This window comes from Flavobacterium soyae, from assembly GCF_045348165.1.
Taxonomy (GTDB): Bacteria; Bacteroidota; Bacteroidia; order Flavobacteriales; family Flavobacteriaceae; genus Flavobacterium; species Flavobacterium soyae.
This window is the reverse complement of sequence record NZ_CP150845.1, coordinates 4,445,816-4,465,341: the sequence shown is the minus strand read 5'-3', so window position 1 is coordinate 4,465,341 and position 19,526 is coordinate 4,445,816. Positions and strand designations below refer to the sequence as shown.

Genomic DNA, 19,526 nt, shown 5'->3' with positions numbered 1-19,526 from the left:
AAAATTGGTTTTTGTTAGTGTTTTCAATACATAGTAATTCAGGTAATTAAACAAACAAAGAAGAGAACAAATTATTTATTAGTCCTCTTATTACTGCGATTTGTTTAAGTTCTATTTTTAATTGTTTTTGATGGTTTGTTCTTCACGAATTATTTTTCCGTTTTTTGATTCTTTTATTCCTATTTGAGCGGCTCCTTTCTCACCTTCAAAATTATTAATAGTGATCTCTTGTACACGCCCGTCAATGAGAGTGATTTTCAAATGATCGGCATCAAGGGCCTGGATTTCTTTTATAACAGATTGTTTTTCAAAAGGCTCTATGATGTTTAAATATCGGGCTGTTTTGCCTTTGGCACGTACGGCATAGGTTTTTCTGCGCGGAGTTTCATTACCAAGAGGGAAATCACAGCCTAATACAGCTTTGAAACCTACAGCTTTTAATCCGCTTAAATCTATTTTGATTGTGGCAGGTTTCTCTTGGTTCCCTGTCATTGAAGCAATATTATCTGTATATTCCTGTCCGCCAATTTTAACAGGGCCTCCATAATAATCTTTTCCTTTATATTCATTTGGAATAATATTATTGAGAACCATCGGGAGTTCAGAAACCTTAATTTCTTTTCCATCGGCAAGTACCACTCGTGCATTTGCCCAAAAAATATTTGATTTTTTACTTCCTGTAAAGCTTGTTTCTAAGGTAAGTTCTTTTGCATCTTTTAATGTTAAATCAATGTTTGCCTGACCCAGAATCCAAGCTCCTGTTTTAGCCTCTGTGAGTATTTTACCATCGACACTTACTTTGTACGATAATTGTTTTTGTATGTCTAAAGCTTCAGGGGCTGAGGCCGCCATGATTTCGTTTTCCAATGGCCAGGCTGAGGTAACATTAATTTTAAGTTCACCTTCTTCACTATTTGGCGCTAGGGTACCGGTATTGTCACAATCTTTGCCCCAGCAGGTTTCAAAGGAAGCTTTTGCAGCTCCTTTTGTCTGCCACCAGCTGCAATCTGTTATAAATTGAGCACTTCCTAAAGGATCACTATTCATTTGGTTGTCATGACGAAGAAATGTTTTTGTACCGGCTGTTAAATCAGAGAAGCCTTTCATTTGAAAAAGCCAGTCAAAAGTATGTTCTTTTTCAGCTTTAATATAATCGGCCAATACAACATAATCATCCGTCATAATCATTAAACGACGCTGCAGTACAGGTTCTGTATAATCTGTTACGGCGCCGTATGCAGGTGCATTTTTGGGTATTTCTATTGATCTTCCTTCCTGAAAAGCTTTCTCAGCAAAGCTGATACCTCCTGCCCAGTCATACTGCATGCCTCCGTAGGGAGGATTTGACCATCGTGCATTGGTTTCGGTAACAGCCGCCTGCATTAATTTCCCAGTGTGGAATAAAGTTTTAAAACTCTCCACAGGTTCCTGCATTTTCTGATCTACCACAACCATGTTTTTTGACATAGAGGTTTGTACATAGAATTTATACATATAAGAAGGATATCCGTACCATATCATTTCAGGATTATAGAAACTTCTTCCATAGCGAGAGAGATGCAGCAGGTTGGTACGGTCGAAGTGACCATGATATCCTCCAAAGGTTCCATAATGAATGGCTGCCTGCAATTGCTCTCTGGCCGGACGATTCTGTGCTTGTGAGCGAAGTAAAACGATTCCCATATTATCAGCAAAAGCCGACTTAGTCTGAAGTGCCGAAGGTGTTTGAGGCAGCTCTCCAAAACCATAAAGCAAGTCTCGTTTATTTCCACGATTAACTATCGATGCATATTCGGGGTCTTTGTAGAGATAATAAGCAAGTTCGTAAGGCTGTCCAGATACCATATTTTCCTGCGCATCATTTACCCCAAACATTACACCTCGATAATCGGCAAATGAAGGTATGGCATCCCACATATCTTTTATACTGATACTGTTTTTAGTTACCGTTCCCCATTTCTCGAAGTTCATTCCGTATAATCCAGGTTCTTTGAATTCAGGCATTAAAGAATAGTATTTGGAAGTTCCAATAGGATAGCGTGTGTTTTTAAAATCAAGTCCCCACGGCTCCAAGGCTAAAGCAATTTGAGAAAACTCACTTGCGCACCAGACATTATAACTAATAGTACATTCGTACCACCAGCCGTCACTCATTACACCTTGTTTTAAATGATCAACAACTCCCTGCGGGCCATTGAATATTTTCTCAACTAAATCCCAGTCCTGCAGGGCTAAGGCACAATACATCGCACCTGTAATTTCGCTCAATAACCAATTGTTGATGGCTCCACTGCCTTGACCTTTATCGACAGTTTCAATAAACAAGCGAAGTGTTTTTTCCAGATTTTGGGTATCAGTTTCGCTGAGTACCTTGGCTGGGCGAATCATATCGTAAGCCATTACAATGTGCTGAAAGAAATGCCCCTCCTGAACAAAAGACTGATGACATCCTCTAAAAGTACTTGGGTAGCCTTTTTGAGGATCAGAAAGACGGCGTAAAAACAAAGCTATTTTCTGAGCGTATTCTTCTTTTCCGGTTAATTGATAGGAAATTCCGGCAGCCATAAGATTAAATTCTTCCTGAGTTTGAAATAATTGCATGCCCAGGTTAGGGTTGTCATTGGTAAGTTTAGCAGCCACTTCGGGAACCACCCATCTTCGGGCTATATCTTCGTATTCCTGCTGGGCTTTTTTTGCCCACTGATACTTATCGACATTGTTTTTAATTTCCTGCCAGCGTGCAGCAGTATGCAGAATATTAGGAGCTGAGAGAGCAGATGCGGTAATGAAAGTAAGCGGAGTATCTTCTTTTCCGTTGGCAGTCACACGCAGGACTTGTTTTTCACGGCTGCCTTCAGGCATTGTCAGCGGAACCGACACCTGCATTTTACAAATTTTACTCTCACCGGGTTTCAGTTCCAGAGTAGAAGGGTTAATGGCTGCAGACATGGATTCCCATCCATAGCGCTGAAACGACAATTGAACAGCTTGTGTCTGGTTTGTTGTATTGGCAACCTGAACCTCATATAGAGCATTTTGCCCGCTTTTTACTGCTTTACCTTTAATTTGAGATAAAAGAGCAGTATGTTGTGCTTTTTTAAGCTGAACATTCTTAATTTGAACTTCTCCCTTTATGGAAGATTTAGGTGTTATATTTACTTCTTTAATAGTACGTAAAACTCCTAAGCGTTGAGCTTCGCTGATATCCAGAGTATTCCAGGAAAGATATACCGTATGCCATCCTTTTCCTGTAATACTTGTGTTTGCGTGAGTTTCTTCAATCAATTGTCTGGCATCTTTCTTTGGTACCTTTAAGGAAATATCGATCTGGAGGTTTTTTTCTTCTTTTAAGAAAACCTCAAATTCAATTCCTGAAAATGCACTCCAATCCGAGACATCCTCTCTAATATTTCTAAAACCTATATGATATTGTTTTCCTTCAGGATATTGGTAAGTAATAGTTTGATTAATCCCAACTGTGGCAATGCCTGATTTAATATTTACAGCCCCTTTCCAATCTTTAAAAGCGGGGTCACCAATTGAAGCGACTATTTTTTGCTGTGCAGAGAGAGCCTCAGCTAAAAATAGAGTGAACAGGAGTATGGTAATAATTTTTTTCTTGAGTGGCATGGGAAAAGGGGGATTAATTTAAAATGTAAAAAGTTTGCTCAACAGGCTCTGCAGATTTTATTTTAGGTTCGCTATCCCGTCCATACTGCCAGGCAGCGACTGTTACTTTAATAGGGAATTGAGAGCGCGGCGGTATTTTAGTAAAAACTAATTTCCCATCTTTTATTATAGCGGGGCCTTCTTTAATATAAAAATAGACAGGCATTTGGCTGTCTGAAACAGCATTTAAAGAAAAGGACTTAGTCCCTTTTTTTACATTTGAAATAGAAGGGAAGCTGATGTGCTGCTCGGCTCCATCTTTGTTTTGCAGAGGGATTTTTATATTGAATTGCTGTACACTGCTTTTGTATTTTTTATCTCCCGGGTTACTTGCAATAAGCCAGATATCGCCGGTGCGTTTCTCATTATGGAGTCCCATTCGGTAGAAACGTACGGTAAAAGTAGTGTCATTAATCTGCTCTACAGGACCGCAAATCCGGCTGATTTTTATTTTATTTTGAGCATGATCTGTCGTGGTTTTATTTCTTAAAGAGTCAGTAAAAATGGCTTTAAGAGTAAAGGTTAATCCATCAGTTTGCGGTGTAAATTTTCCTTGAATGCGCGCATGAGATTTTTGATTGAAAGCAAGTAAATTTCCATTTTGAACAAAACCAAGATACTGCTCTTTTTTACCTCTTGCTTTGGCATAAAAAGCTTCTGCGGCATCGGCAGTTTCTTTGTCAAAATACCAAAAAGCCTCTTTTTTATCTCCTTTATATTGATTGTAGGATGCAGAAGCATAAGCAGGCTTAAGGTCTTTTTTCCATCTTTCTTTAAGGAAACCTTTAAGCGGATCTACCGCAATTAGTTTTACGGGTTCGTTCAGCGGTGATTTTAATGGTAAGCGGTACTGCACGGCTTTTTTAATAAACAAATTTAAATAATCAATCAATTCATCTGAAATATCAAAATGTCCATGTCCTGCATCGCATAGAAATGAAACTGCAGCCTGAGGGAAACGTTGTTTGAAATTGAGGGCAGGCTGCACCCTGTCTTCCCACCATTCGTATTCTCCTTCGACCATTAAACCTGGAACGCCATCGATGTTTCGATTGTCCCAATCTGGATTTGGCCTGCCGCTTCCGGTAAGATTGGTCAGCGGAGCATCGCCGTGAATGGATAAAACGGCGAGAGTTCTTTGAGGGTTCCATGCCGCGAAATTCCATGGATAACTAGCAAAAGCCGAATGCCCGATAGGTATTGCGGGCGCATATTTAAGTTCAGAGTAACCAGATACACTGGCAAGGTCATTTATAAGGGATTCAAAATCCCTGCCGGCCGATTTATTAAAATCAAATGTCATATCAAATCCGGGAGTTACCCAAATAATGGCAATACCTAATTTTGACATTTCCTGACGGAATTTTGGGTGCTCGAATATGGTTTCTTCGGTCATATTGTGCTGACCAATTATAACAGCACGAACTTGCCTGCAGTTTTCAGGAATCCATAAAAAAGCTTCAGGATGTCCTTTGGTTTCATTAGAAACAACATTTGCAAGTGGAACAGACCACTGATATTGTGACATAGCAGGGGTGCATATCAATGAATACAATAATACTTTTAACAAACCCAGTCTATTTATCCTGATTTTCATACTCAATTCATTTTTTGGAGGCTTATTCGAAAGAGAAAGTTTAACTCTTTCATATATACAGCTTTTGTTAAACCATTTAAGTTAACATTTCAAAAGTAAATTTTAATTTGAAGCAATGCGTTCTGTTCTGTTTGTTAATGCTATGTTAATTTTTTTAAACGTCTTAAAGTATAGCAGCTGCTTTTTTATTTATTATGTTTTATAAAATATTTATAATCAATAAAATATGGTGTTTTTTTGTCACTAGACTTTTAAAAATAATTTAAATTTCATTACAAGCTGTAAATTAGATTAATAATTTAGGAAGTATATTTACGTCTCAATATTCAAATGTTTTTTAATAAGAAGGAACAGAAAATTAATGAAAAGATTATTATTTAAATTTTTCGTACCCATTTTAAAAAATGAAAATTGTATTTTCAATTTGTCTTTGCGTGTGCAGGTTTTTATCAGCTTAGCCTTTTTTTCTTATGGGCATGACGTTTTTTCGCAAGACTTTATATTTTCTCCAATTGAAGACAGACAGCAGCTTAATGAAGAGAAAATCCGCAGTTTTATTGAATTGCATGATGGCAGGATTGGTGTTTTTACTGAAGGAATGTTCAATTTGTATGATGGTTCAGGTTTTAAGACAATAGAAATTGAAGATGACAATTCAGCTCCACTTATATCATATACGGGCTTTCATCACAGTTATTTAGAAAACAATCGTATTTGGTTTAAATACAGAGGAAAAATCAGCCTGATTAATATCTCCAAAGAAAAGAGCGAAGCAAATCCGCTTAAAGTCTTAAGCTCATTAGGTTTTAAAGGCACACCAGTTAATTTATTCGTTGATGAAAAAAAAGACATCTGGATTGTAAATAATTCAGGCAGGCTGCTTTGCTATGAGCAAGGATCAAAAAAAGTGATTACTTTTTTAAATAAAATTGATTTAAAGGGTGGTGCTGATGAAATACTTTACGATCTGGTTCTTCACAAAAAGAAAGTCTATTTAATATACAAATCAGGATTAATTCGCTGTTTTGACCGCTCATCGGCAAAAGAACTTTATAAGGAATTCATTGTCAAGGATGCATCAGGTAGTTTTACACAATGGAATCACGCAGCGGCTGTAGGTAATTATATATATGTAATAAGAGCTGGAATAAGTAAGGGGCAGCTGGTTCGATATGATACTCAAACAAGACAATCAGTAGTGGTATTACAGGCCGATACGTATTGGCTGAATACTTTCGCTGCCAATAATAATGGGGATTTTTTTATGAGCTGCAGTCAAGGCCTTTGGTACTTTAAATCAGGAAATACTGTTGGTACTTTTTATCCTGAGCTGACCCTGACAGATGGTCATAAAATAAAAACCGAAGTGAGTACTGTTTTATTTGATCGTCAGGGAGGACTTTGGGCAGGAACATTAAATAAAGGAATTTATTATCAGCATCCAGATCGCTCCCGTTTCAAATATTATCAAAAAAGCAATTTTAATTTAAAAAGTAATGAGGAATTTCAGGTAAATTGTTTTGAAGAGACTGTTGATAATAAATTACTTATTGGCACTAATGAAGCTTTGTATGCTGCTGAACTTCCTCTTAACCGAACTAAATCATTCAAGGTATTAATTCCAGATTTATACTGTCATTCCCTTCACAAAGATTCTACAGGTCAAATATGGATCTCGACCAATAAAGGTCTATATGTATCTGGACGTGATGGTTTTATAAAACAATATACGAAACAATCTGCTGGTTTTGTATATGAAACCAAACAAGGTGATATATACGTTTGTACAGGCACTGGGATTTTAAAGTGGAATAAAACGCTGCAGTCTTTCGGTCTTTTGCCTTTGATTAATTCTCCTGTGAATGTATTTCAAATGACTGAATGGAATCAGAAATTGATTGGTATTTCGTCAAATGGTCCTTTTATAATGAATGCTGCAGGCGATAAAATTAGTATGCCTTTGGAAAAGGAGCATAAAAAAATGCCGATGTTCAGCCAAAAGAACCATAAATACAGCTGTCTTTTATCTGATTCTGAACAAAATTTATGGGTAGGAACTTATAACGGCCTGACGGTTTGGGACAATAAAAATCAAAAGTTATATGAAATAAATACAGATAAAGGTTTAGTAAACAACAGTATTAAAGCAATAGTTGAAGATAAAGATCGTTCATTTTGGGTTACAACTTCACGCGGTGTAAGCCATATTATAAAAAAAAGAACAGCAAGCGGACTTACTTTTAGAATCATAAATCACGATAAATATACTGGAGTTTTGGAATATCCATTTACTGATCGTGCTGTATTTATTTCTTCAAAAAATGGATTGTTTATTGGCGGAATAGACGGTATGAATAATCTGCAGAAAAATGATTCTAAAGACAATCAGTTTGTTCTTAATCCAATATTATTTAATTTCAAATTGTTTGGAAAAAATGTGATAATTGATGAGAAAATAGATGGAAATATTGTTTTAAATAATGCAATATCGTCAACAGATACTTTAAGGCTCAAGTACGATCAAAACTTTTTTAGTATTGGGTTTTCCGGACTTAATTATAAAAACCCATCACAGACTTATTACAGATACAAATTGGAGGATGTTGACCAAAATTGGCGCAGTGAAAATTTCACATCCGGAATAGGCGAGGCTGGTTATACAAATATAACTCCCGGTCATTATATTTTTAAGGTGCAAGCCAGTTCTGACGGCATACATTGGCCGGGCAGGAAAAAAAATCTTTTAATTATTATCGAACCGCCTATATGGAATACAGCTTTTGCCAAAATACTCTATTTTGTATTATTATGTATTGGTATTGCTTTAATTTCTAAAGCTCTTGTAAAGCGTAATATTTTAATCCGCAAAAAACAGCAGGATTATGCTATAGAAAGAGCAAAATCAGATTTCATAACCAATATGAGCCATGAATTGCGTACGCCGCTCACACTTATTATAACACCTTTAAAATCGCTGCTTGCAAAAGTCGAAGATCAGAAAATAAAAAAAGAACTCCTGAGGATCAGCTCCAATAGCGATCTTTTATTGGATACTGTCAATCAGCTGCTTGATTTTAAAAAGATAGATACAGGAGAAGAAATACTGCACCGTAATTTTTATGATAATCTTTCATTCCTGACGGAATTGTGTACTGCGTATGTACCAATTGCAGAGGAAAAAGGAATTTCTTTTACCTGGAATATAGACCAGCAAAACGATGATTTGTACCTGGACAGGCAAAAAATTACCAGAATAATAATTAACCTGCTTTCTAACGCTTTTAAATTTACAGGTTTAGGAGGTAAAGTTAAATTTTCAGCCGTAATTGACAGTAAAGATAAAGTGCTGACAATTTTAGTTGAAGATTCTGGTATTGGAATTTCTAAAACAGAAATAGATCATATTTTTAATCGTTTTTATCAGGCAGACAATCAAAAAGAAATTTCAAGCGGAAGTGGAATAGGGCTGTACATGGTAAAATATTATGCAGAAATGCATGGCGGATTAGTCAGCGCAGCAAGTAATCCAGGACAGGGAACTTGTTTTAAGGTACTGTTATCGGTTCAGAAAAAAGCTGAATTACTACCTTTTGAAGCAGGAGAAGAATCAACAAGAAAAAGCATACTTATTGTTGAAGACCACACTATTTTTAGAGGTTATTTGTTTGATGAATTGAAAAAGTATTATGATGTAATCACTGCCAATAATGGAGAAGACGGTTTAACGAAAGCAATGAAGCATGTTCCTGATCTTATTATAACAGATATGATGATGCCCAAAATGGACGGCCCGCAATTAAGCCAATCCGTTCGAAATACGATTGCCATAAGTCATATTCCTATTATTATGCTTACCGGCAGGGCCTCTGATGAAGCTCGATTTGAAGGCTATGAGGCAGGAGTTGATGCTTATATGATAAAACCATTTGATATTAATCTGCTGGTACTTCGAATTAATAAATTATTGGAGCTGAACGATACGAGACGAAAAATGTTCATTAAAGAAAAAGAAGTAAAAATTGATGCATTGACGGATAATCCCATTGATCAGGAATTTTTAAAACGTGCTTTTCAATGTGTTTTTGATAATTTGTCTAATTCTGAATATACCGTAGAAAAGTTCAGTGAGGACATGAATATGGACCGTACCGGTTTGTATCGAAAACTTATGGCGCTTACAGATCATTCTCCAACAAATTTTATTCGTACTATCCGGCTTAAAAAAGCAGCCGAATTATTATTGGATAAAAAACTCACAATCGCAGATATATCTGATCAGGTCGGTTTTAATAGTATTTCTTATTTTACGAAATGCTTTCATGAAGCTTTTGGCAAAACACCAAGCCAAAGCAGGGAGGAAAATGTTTCAACAGGATAAAATTAATTATCTGTTAAGGTGTTGATTATTTGTGTCTTGTAGTTTTTTACAATTTGATTTCAACATGAGTTATAATTGTTTCAACATAATTTAAAGGCTTTAAAAAGGACAAAAGCTATTTTTATCCTACTATAAACTATTTAACTCAATTGAAATGAAAATTATTTACTCCTTATGTACTGTGCTGCTTTTTTGCATTCATAGTAATGGGCAGAATTTCCAGAAAACCACTCAGGGAATTAAGACTACTGCAAATGGCAATAGTATAGAAATACAATTTTACAGTCCAGCTATTGTCAGGGTTATTAAATTTCCTGCTGGGAAAACTTTTTCAAAAGAAAGTCTGTCGGTGGTTTTAAAGTCTGCAAAAACTGGTTTTAGTGTCAAAACGGCTGACAATATTATCGTTTTAGAATCAGACCAATTAACTGTTAGTGTAAATACTGTTTCAGGAAATGTTGCATTTGCAGCCTCTAAAAAGGAATTATTAAAAGAAAAACCTGAAGGAACAAAATTTGAACCTTTTGATGATACAGGAGTCAAAACTTTTACGGTCACACAATCTTTTATCTTAGATAAAGACGAACCTATTTACGGCTTGGGACAGCATCAAAGAGGAGATTTAAACCAAAGAAATCAAAAATATCATTTAGAGCAGGGAAATGTAGAAGATGCCGTGACTTTTTTTCAATCAATAAAAGGGTACGGACTTTATTGGGATAATTATTCTCCAACAGAATTTACAGATGATGCCAGCGAAACTTCATTTAAATCGATTGTAGGAGATGGTGTTGATTATTATTTCATGTATGGAGGTAATGCAGATGGGGTTATTGGTAAAATGAGGGAATTGACTGGTAAAGTGCCAATGTTTCCATTGTGGACATATGGTTTTTGGCAGAGTAAAGAGCGATACAAAAGTCAGAATGAATTGGTCGATGTCGTTAAAAAGTATCGTGAGCTATTGGTGCCAATTGACGGAATAATACAAGACTGGCAATATTGGGGCAACAATTATTTATGGAATGCGATGGATTTTTTGAATCCTGACTTTTCAAATCCCAAAAAAATGGTTGACGATGTTCATAACCTTAATGCACATATGATTATTTCGATTTGGTCTTCTTTTGGTCCATTGACAAAACCTTATAAGGAAATGGATCAAAAAGGAATGTTATTTAATATAAAAACATGGCCCGAATCCGGCTCAGAAATCTGGCCTCCAAATATGGATTATCCGTCGGGAGTGAGAGTATATGACGCTTATAATCCTGAAGCCAGGGATATTTACTGGAAATATGCCAATAAGGGATTACTTTCTATAGGAATTGACGGCTGGTGGATGGATTCGACAGAACCGGATCATCTTCAGATAAAACCAGAAGATTATGATACAAAAACATATCTGGGATCTTTTAGAAAAGTACGAAATGCATATCCTTTAATGACCGTGGGCGGAGTTTACGACCATCAGCGTAAAACTACAGCAGACAAACGTGTATTTATTTTAACCCGATCTGCTTTTGCTGGGCAGCAGCGCTACGGAGCCAATACATGGTCTGGTGATACAGGTTCAAGCTGGGAAACCCTTCGCAATCAGATTCCTGCCGGTTTGAATTTTACCCTTACGGGGATACCGCATTGGAATTCAGATATAGGAGGTTTTTTTGCGGGGGCTTATATACAAGCATGGAATGAAGGATCAGGTACTAAAAACCCGCTTTATCAGGAACTTTACGTACGCTGGATTCAATTTGGTGCTTTTAATGCAATGATGCGTTCTCACGGAACAGATGTTCCAAGGGAGATTTATAATTTTGGCAAAAAAGGAGAGCCAATTTATGATGCAATAGATAAAATCATCAATCTGCGTTATACACTTCTGCCTTATATTTATTCAACATCATGGGAAGTTACCAGCAAACAATCCAGTTTTATGCGTGCCTTGTTTATGGATTTTCCAGCTGATAAAAAAGGATGGGATATTAAAGATGAGTTTATGTTTGGTAAATCTATATTGGCAGCTCCAATTGTAGAGGCGCAATACACTCCGGAGAAAATAGTAAAAGTTAATGAAGCAACAGGCTGGGATAAACAAGGGGATAAAAAAAATACAGAAAAAATTACTGTAGATTTTACAACAAAAAAATCAAGAAATGTATATCTGCCGGCTGGTACAAATTGGTACGACTTCTGGACAAATGAAAAAATTAAAGGAGGTCAGGAAATTATAAGAAAAACAACCATTGACATGATTCCGCTTTATGTAAAAGAAGGGGCAATTATTCCGTTTGGTCCTAAAGTGCAATTTGCAGCCGAGAAAAAATGGGACAATCTGGAGATAAAAGTATATCCGGGTAAAGATGGTTCTTTTGTGCTTTATGAGGATGAGTTTGATAATTATAATTATGAGAAGGGAGCTTATTCTGAAATTGAATTTTTATGGAATGAAACATCAAAAAGATTAACCATTTCAAATAGAAAAGGTCAATATAATGGAATGTTAACCAGCAGAAAATTTACTATTGTAATGCCGAATGGTTCGGAAAAGGTTATCAATTATAATGGTAAAAAAGTAGAAGAGGAGTTTTAATACTATACCTAAAAGATGAGTGAAGCAGATTGAAAAAATACAATTATATTTTTTCTTTGTTCCAAGAACTATTTCCTTAAAAAAGCGCAAATGTCCCTGACTTTTGCGCTTTTTTTATAACTCTTTACTATGTTTAAAATGTTTCCTGAGTTCAGGGTCAATGATAACGATTTTTACACAAAGGATGCTAAGTTCTGTAAGGGCAGCTTATTTTATATTTCATTTAGTACATTTTGTCTGGCTGTTCTTTATCCTCAACGTCTCGTCTGGCTTGGCGTAATGCCAAACTTCTTCTTGAATGAATTACTAAAGTGCTGCAATGAACAGTAGCCCAGTTCAAATGCTATTTCAGTAGCTTGTTTTTTGCCTTCAAGCAAATCATTTTTTGCCAGATCTAAACGTAAGTCAGATAAATAAGAAAAAGCGGTTTGATTAAACATTTCCTTAAACCCTCGTTTTAATTTATATTCATTTATCCCTGCTATTTTTGCCAATTCTATCAGCGTAGGCGGTGACTCTATATTCTTAACCAAATAATCACGGGCAAATACAATTCTTTCTTTGTCGTAATCGTGTTTTATATATTCAGATTTTGAATTTTGAAAGTTATTAAATGATTCAGCTTGCAAAACAAGTAGTTCAATCGTTTTTGAAAGAAGAAATAACCTCTTTAGTCCATCCGAATAATCACAGCTCAAAATCGAATTGATACAGGTCTGTATAGGCAGATCAATATTTAGATTAGAATTTGAAAAAGTTACAGGTGTTCCCGAGACTATTTTGTCCGCAAACTGCTTAAGGGATTCATTCCCGTCTTTTGATATCGTCAAAAAAGAATCCTTTGTAAATTGAACCATAAATGATTTCATCCGCAATTCATCAAACTTCATTTTACCTTCAGCTGCGGTGCCATAGAATAAATTATGCTGATTCCCATTCAACTCAAAGGAATTGCTCATCCCATCCTGTTTTATTGAAGTTTTCCCCTGCAGATTAAAGTGCATGGTTACTAATTCCATATCTCCTTTCCAATCCAATTCGGCTGGTTTATCAAGATAAGTTTCAGAATAAAGAATCTTGATATCATCAAAAAGCCATTGCTTGGCCGTTAATTGTCCAAAAGGGATGTTTATTTTAAAGTCATCTTCTTTAAAATCATGATTGCCAGAGCCATTTTCATCAAAGGCCATTTTAAATGCCTTTTTATCATTTCTTAACTCAAATCCCATTTGCTCCCTGATTTACTAGTCTAATTCCTCTTTTTGCAAGTTTGCCTTTTGGTAATGCAATAATTTTGTATCGTGCCATTATGTAAGGAATAAATAAAATCAAAGTTAGAAAAAAATCCATATACTGATGATTACCCAAAATAGTAAACTTTAAAAAATTAAGACAAATGACAGCAATAAAAGAGAGTAAAAAAGTAATCATAATTGGTGCCGGTGTTGCAGGGCCAATACTGGCTCTGCAGTTGAAAAAAATAGGTTTTGAGTCTGAAGTATTTGAATCGAGATCAGAAGACAATACAAAAGAGGGAGCTTTTTTGGGACTTACTCCTAATGGCTTGAATGTATTGAAAGAATTTGTTGATTTGAGGAGGCTCAAAGAAGATTATACTCCCGGTTCAATGAAATTTTTCAATTCTAAAGGAAAACAAATAGCAAAACTGGATACAACTTATCAGAAACAGCAATATGGTGTAGAAACACTTCAGTTAAAACGGGCAAACCTCAATAAATATGCCCGGATAGCAGCAACTGATGCCGGCATAAAAATAGAATACAATAAAAAATTTGTCAGCTATCGTGAAACAAATGAGCAGGTAATAGCCTATTTTGCTGATGGAGCTGCAGTTACCGGTGATATTATGATTGGCTGCGACGGAATGTTTTCTGAGGTTAGGAATCAATTATTTCCAGAGGTTTCAGCAATTCAATATACAAAACTCATTTCTACAGGCGGTTATGCAAAGATTCCAGAGCTTTCAAAAACGCTGGACTCAATACGAATGACCTTTGGTGAAAGGGGATTTTTTGCCTATTCGGTTTCTGATAAGGGCGAAGTTTGGTGGTTCAATAATTATTTTAGAGAACAGCAGCCAAAGCCGCAGGAAATAGAGAAAACATTGAAAACTGAAATTCAGGATCATTTAGCAGATGTTCATAAAAATGATGATCCCTTATTCTCCAAAATAATCAAAAACAGTCATGAGATTATTGCCTATCCTATTTATGATGTACCCAAAATTTTGCATTGGCATAAAGGCAGAGTTTGCCTTATTGGAGATGCTGCACATGGTATTTCTCCGCATATTGGGCAGGGAGCCTCATTAGCATTAGAAGACACGGTTGTAATTGCTGAGTTATTAAAATCACATAAAGACTACGGAACTGCATTTCAGATTTTTCAGTCCGAGCGCCAGCCCAGAGTAGAAAAAATAATAAAAAGCGCTAGAAAAATAGGAGATACTAAAACAAAAACGAATCCAATAGCAGCGTGGTTCCGTGACCGCTTAATTGGTTTCTTTATCGGCAGACAAATCCAGCAGCTTGACTGGATTTATGGCTGGACTTATTCGCATAAAAATAATGGTTAATACAATTACATAAAATAAGATTAGACCCCATGTTACGAATTCTACAGTCAATTACCGGCAGTTTTTTTATATTTCAGGATTAATCTTAGTTTATTGCTGAAATCTTAATTCATAATCGTACTTGACTTTTTGATTTATCTTTCTATAAAACTGCCCCCAAATAGAATTATTTGGGGGCAGTTGAAGCTGCACATGGCGGCTAAAGAATTTAAAAAATTTTTATTCTCGTATAATTTTTTTCACGATAGTTTTATTTGCACTGATAACCTTCAGGAAATAGATTCCAGCAGACAAATTTTCACATGGAATTGTTTCTGTTTTACTTGTCAAAGGCTGAGACTTAACTTTCATTCCTAAAGAATTGTATAATTCAAGAATAGTATTGTTTTTCACTGTATTAACTTTCACCATCAACATGGTAGCTGCAGGATTAGGATAAACAATAATTTCGTCTTCTGCATCAGTAGTTTCGTCAGCGTTTCCCGCAAAAATACGGTTGTCCAGCAATTGGACATCATTTCCTGTACCTCCTTTGTAGGTAATACGGAAACTATAGTCTCCAACCCTCAGCAGGGACATTTCCGGGAGGTTCTTAAATATTCCAGTTACAGTTCCGTCTCCTTTATTGTCGATAATTGTATATGTTGTGCCATAGGGCAGTGTGCCGGTATTTCCAATAATTTCCAAGGAAGGACTATCTGCGAGAATTACACTGCCAGTTATCATTTTATCTGAAGCTTCGGTTTTTAAATCTAGTTCGACACTGTATACGGCATCTGCATTTAAAGTCAGAGAAGAGAGTGTCAGGGTACCTATAGCATCATTTCCTGGTTCAAGTTTGGCTCCAGATCCGCTTCCTGATCCAATAACAGCAGAGGACTGGCTCACACCTGTTCCTCCTAAAGCCCCTTCTACCACCGTTATCGGACTTATAAAAGCTCCGGTTGCAGGATCATTATTTAATTGAAATTTACCCTTTTTGACAGTTGTAATACCCCAATAAGCATGATTTCCGGTGAAAACTAATTTTCCTGTCCCTACTTTTTCCACATTTAAAGAATTGGCAAATGTCCCTCCGAAATAAGAATCGGTATTCAGGGCTCCAATACTGATATAAGGTGAACCTCCAGCATTATTTCTCAGATATCCTCTTCCTGTCAGTGCACCAAAATGCAGTGTGCCTGTTTTAAATTGGATACTGTGACAGTCAACACCATTGGCATCCAGATGCCATACCGCGTTGGCGCTTCCTGACTGCGGCACCTCAAATCTGACTCTCTGATTGCCGCTTCTTTGTTTGGAAAAGAATGTTCCGGCAAATAGGCTGTTATCACCAAATAAATGCAGTCCGGCATAGGTATTTCCATCATGTTCAAGGGTGCCTTTACCAATCAGCCTGCCTCTAAGATTGATAGCATAACTGGTTTCATACATATAGCTTCTAACTCCATCGGTAACTTCTATATCATTGTACAGAGTGGCATCTCCGCCCTCTGATAGAAGTGTACCTCCATTGAGAATGATTTTTCCTTTTCCTAAAGGGCCGGAATCGGGCTTCCCCTCTAATCCAGTTCCATGGCCTGCTATTGCGACAGCACGCTGTGGCGGCCAGCCTCCTGAAGGCCCGTTTATCACTGTGTTTCCCTCGTAAGTATTAATGCCAGAAATAAACAGGAACTTTTCTCCGGTTTTAACCAAGCCCCCAGTGCCGGAGATTATTCCTGAGAGTCTAAGATCGTCCGTATGAGGATTTATAATGGCCTGCGAATTGATAGTCACTGCATTGGTTAACGACTGGGAATTTAAAGAATTATTTACAATATCGTTTTTTAAACTTATGCTGTTTCCTTCTATGGTATAAGGATAAGCATCTGGTTCAAAAAGGATTCTGGAAATTTCAAGGTTTATGATGTCGTTATAAAGATTTGTGTTAGTTGAAGTATTGAAGTTTAAGACGGCAGGGCTTGAAGGTATTACGGCTTCAGCCCAGTTAGCATTTTGGTTCCAATTTTGCGAAGAAGGGTTAGAGCTCCATGTTCTAATACTAGAACCGGCTGCACCAAAGGCTTCGTCAGAGTTTTCGCTCTCCTTAGTTGCACCCACGGATGATATTACATAATAATATCCAACACCGTTTACAAGGGCTTTATCAGTGTAGTTTGTAGCAGGAACGGTTCCAATTATAGTATAAGGACCGCCCATAGTTACAGCGCGCTTTATATTATATTCTTTAGCTCCCACAGCAGCTTTCCAGGTAAGGGTAACCTGTCCATTTGCACTGGTTATGGCTGGCTGTGAGGGAACTTCTGGTGGTATTGATGCAAAAACTTCATTTGAAATACCGCTTGCCAGATTTCCGTTGTATGCAGTTACTATGTAATAATTATTTATTTCATATGCAGGAGAAGGGTCTGTAAAAAAATTATTAGTAAGGTTATTTTGTATTACAGTATAAGGCCCACCGCTGGCTGATGCGCGGCTTACAGTATATGATGTGATATTTGGACCACCCGGCCATTCGAGTTTTATACTGGAGTTGAAAGCGGCAGCAGTTAATTTAGTTATCGCACCCGGAGCCTTATTAGTGGTAATATCAATAATTACCGCTGTTTTGGAGATTCCCTTTCCGTTGGAAGCTTCTACAATTACAACAGATGTTCCTCTTGTTGTGGGAGTACCGGATATGATTCCTGTAACAGCGTCCAGACTAAGCCCTGCAGGAAGCCCCGATGCTGCGTAAGTCGTAGAACCTGCTGTTGGAATGAGGATATAGCTAAAAGGACTTCCTACCACTCCGGATGCAAATTTATTGCTTGTAATATCAGGTGATCCGGCAGCAAAATTGTTATTGATTGCAACGTTGCTAAATACTGCAGTGTTCAATACAGATGCATTCTTGGATGAGGTATAGAACCCGATATAAGCATCTTCTGGAAGTGTCATAATAAACAGGGCGATATTTGTCCATGTGACCCCGTCATGTGAATGATAGGCAAATATTCTATTACCAACGCGCTCTAATTTCAACCACCATGCAGAATTGACAGCGTAATGAGTATACCCGCTGTTTGATGCACTTGCACCGGAGCTGCTCAGATTGACAGGACCTGATGGATTAAAATTTATGGCAGCAAATTTTGAGCCGGCAGCCAGGGACTCTCTAATCATAAGACCGCTTATAGCCCCAGCGACGCTGTTACTTTCGATTTTAGCGACAATGGCAGCGTTGCCTTTCACAGGACAAAAGGTAAAGTTGTTTGAATTTGAAGGAGCATATCCGGCCCCTTTTACTGTCCAGATTCCGGCATTGTAAGCTGCACTGCCTTTAATTCCGGGATTTCCAATGTCGATATTTGTTAAATAGGGTGCAGAAACAACGTTTTGCGACGGATAAACTATCGGGGACATTGCTGTGGCTGTTGAATTATCCGAGGATTTTAAATATAAAAAGGACCATCCGTTTTCTCCAGTTAGAGTACGCATTTTATCCGTATAGGGAGTTGGCATTCCCTTTCTAACTGAGTATGCACCCTGAATAATATTATTAAAAGGATGCTGCTTACGGGCTCCGCTTGGTATACCCCAGCCTTGAGACCAGTATACGGAATATCCACCGTAAGGAATATAAGTAAGACCGGATGGATCTATTGCATAATGATTGTATAATTCACCAATTGCCAAAAGACGGTTATCCATTTCCGCAAACATATCCACGCCCTGTTTATAGGCAACTTCTGCACCCCAGGCCAGTGAAAAGGCTTGTACAAACCAGTGGTCATCACGGCCTGTATCTCCTACCTGTCCCGAGGGAGTACTGTTACGCAGTGCGGCCCCGGCGTCCATACGATAGACTTCAATAGACTGATTCCATTTAGTTTCATCATCCAGAAAGGCAGCAACACTTAAACCAATCATCAGCTGAATAGCTCCTTTATTGCAGTCTCTCAATGGGTTGGGTACCCATGATGTGGGGTAAATTACATTTGCAAAATAGTTTCTTACATTAGTAGTATTCGTTTCAGTCCATCCCGGATAGGTACTTTTTAAAATATCTGCTGCCGTAACGAAATATGGTACATAATCGCCAATATCGAGCATGTTTTCATTACCTTGCCAGGAAGTATTGGTTACTGCCCAGGCATTTAGCAGGTCTGTTGCTTTCTTGGCATAGGCCGGATCTCCTGTAAATACGTACATGAAGGTCAGGTTATGGATAGCCTGCATATCGCTTTTCCATTGAATATTATTTAAATTAGGGGCTCGACTGACGGTTGGGAAAGGACCTTGAGGATTGTATGAAAGTTTGGATTTTGGATCATTCTTTAAGGCATTGTAACCAGAAAGCCATGGCTCTTTAGTGATATTTGCCTTTAATTGATTCAAATCTGCCTGGGTGAAGGGGATTCCCGGGTGTACGAATTTTTTTTGCGCCGAGGCACTGGGTATTATACCAAGGGTCAGGTAGAGAATTCCGAATAATAAAATCAGATTAAATTTTTTCATTAATTTAAAATTAGCTGCCGTCGTTCTTTATTGTCCGGTTCTTCTATAAGGGACTGCAGAAGACCACGAGGAACGAGCAGGCCAGGTTAAGTAAATAGGTTTTTTTGGGGTAAGAAAACAAGGGGAGGTACAAAAGGAATCGAGCCGTCTGCGATCGTAAACAAATAGGAAATCGCAGGACTCTGCTTCT

Annotated in this window: 7 protein-coding genes; 3 read left to right on the top strand and 4 right to left on the bottom strand. The window is 37.3% G+C overall.

Annotated elements, in window-relative coordinates; translation table 11 throughout:
• Window positions 1–117: 117 nt before the first annotated feature.
• Entirely contained in the window at window positions 118–3,630 is a 3,513-nt protein-coding gene (locus AABD74_RS18720) for an alginate lyase family protein (RefSeq protein ID WP_406843902.1), read from the bottom strand.
• 13 nt (window positions 3,631–3,643) lie between these two features.
• Window positions 3,644–5,266 (bottom strand): hypothetical protein, encoded by a 1,623-nt coding sequence (locus tag AABD74_RS18715; protein WP_406843901.1) that lies wholly within the window; start codon window positions 5,264–5,266, stop codon window positions 3,644–3,646.
• A 361-nt stretch (window positions 5,267–5,627) separates the two neighbouring features.
• On the opposite strand from AABD74_RS18715, the gene AABD74_RS18710 reads away from it, so the two are divergent.
• Both AABD74_RS18710 and AABD74_RS18705 read left to right on the top strand, forming a co-directional pair.
• Window positions 5,628–9,644, top strand: a complete 4,017-nt coding sequence (locus AABD74_RS18710; RefSeq protein WP_406843900.1) for an ATP-binding protein — start codon at window positions 5,628–5,630, stop codon at window positions 9,642–9,644.
• A gap of 154 nt (window positions 9,645–9,798) precedes the next feature.
• Window positions 9,799–12,237: a TIM-barrel domain-containing protein gene (locus AABD74_RS18705; RefSeq protein ID WP_406843899.1), complete on the top strand. Its 2,439-nt coding sequence runs from the start codon at window positions 9,799–9,801 to the stop codon at window positions 12,235–12,237.
• A 254-nt stretch (window positions 12,238–12,491) separates the two neighbouring features.
• Here the strand turns inward: AABD74_RS18705 and AABD74_RS18700 are convergent, their stop codons facing one another.
• Window positions 12,492–13,466: a helix-turn-helix domain-containing protein gene (locus tag AABD74_RS18700; protein WP_406843898.1), complete on the bottom strand. Its 975-nt coding sequence runs from the start codon at window positions 13,464–13,466 to the stop codon at window positions 12,492–12,494.
• A gap of 167 nt (window positions 13,467–13,633) precedes the next feature.
• On the opposite strand from AABD74_RS18700, the gene AABD74_RS18695 reads away from it, so the two are divergent.
• Window positions 13,634–14,833 carry an FAD-dependent oxidoreductase gene (locus AABD74_RS18695; protein WP_406843897.1) on the top strand — a complete coding sequence of 400 codons (1,200 nt, stop codon included), beginning with the start codon at window positions 13,634–13,636 and terminating at the stop codon, window positions 14,831–14,833.
• Window positions 14,834–15,052: 219 nt separating this feature from the next.
• Here the strand turns inward: AABD74_RS18695 and AABD74_RS18690 are convergent, their stop codons facing one another.
• Window positions 15,053–19,336 carry a T9SS type A sorting domain-containing protein gene (locus AABD74_RS18690; protein ID WP_406843896.1) on the bottom strand — a complete coding sequence of 1,428 codons (4,284 nt, stop codon included), beginning with the start codon at window positions 19,334–19,336 and terminating at the stop codon, window positions 15,053–15,055.
• Between the last annotated feature and the right edge of the window lie 190 nt (window positions 19,337–19,526).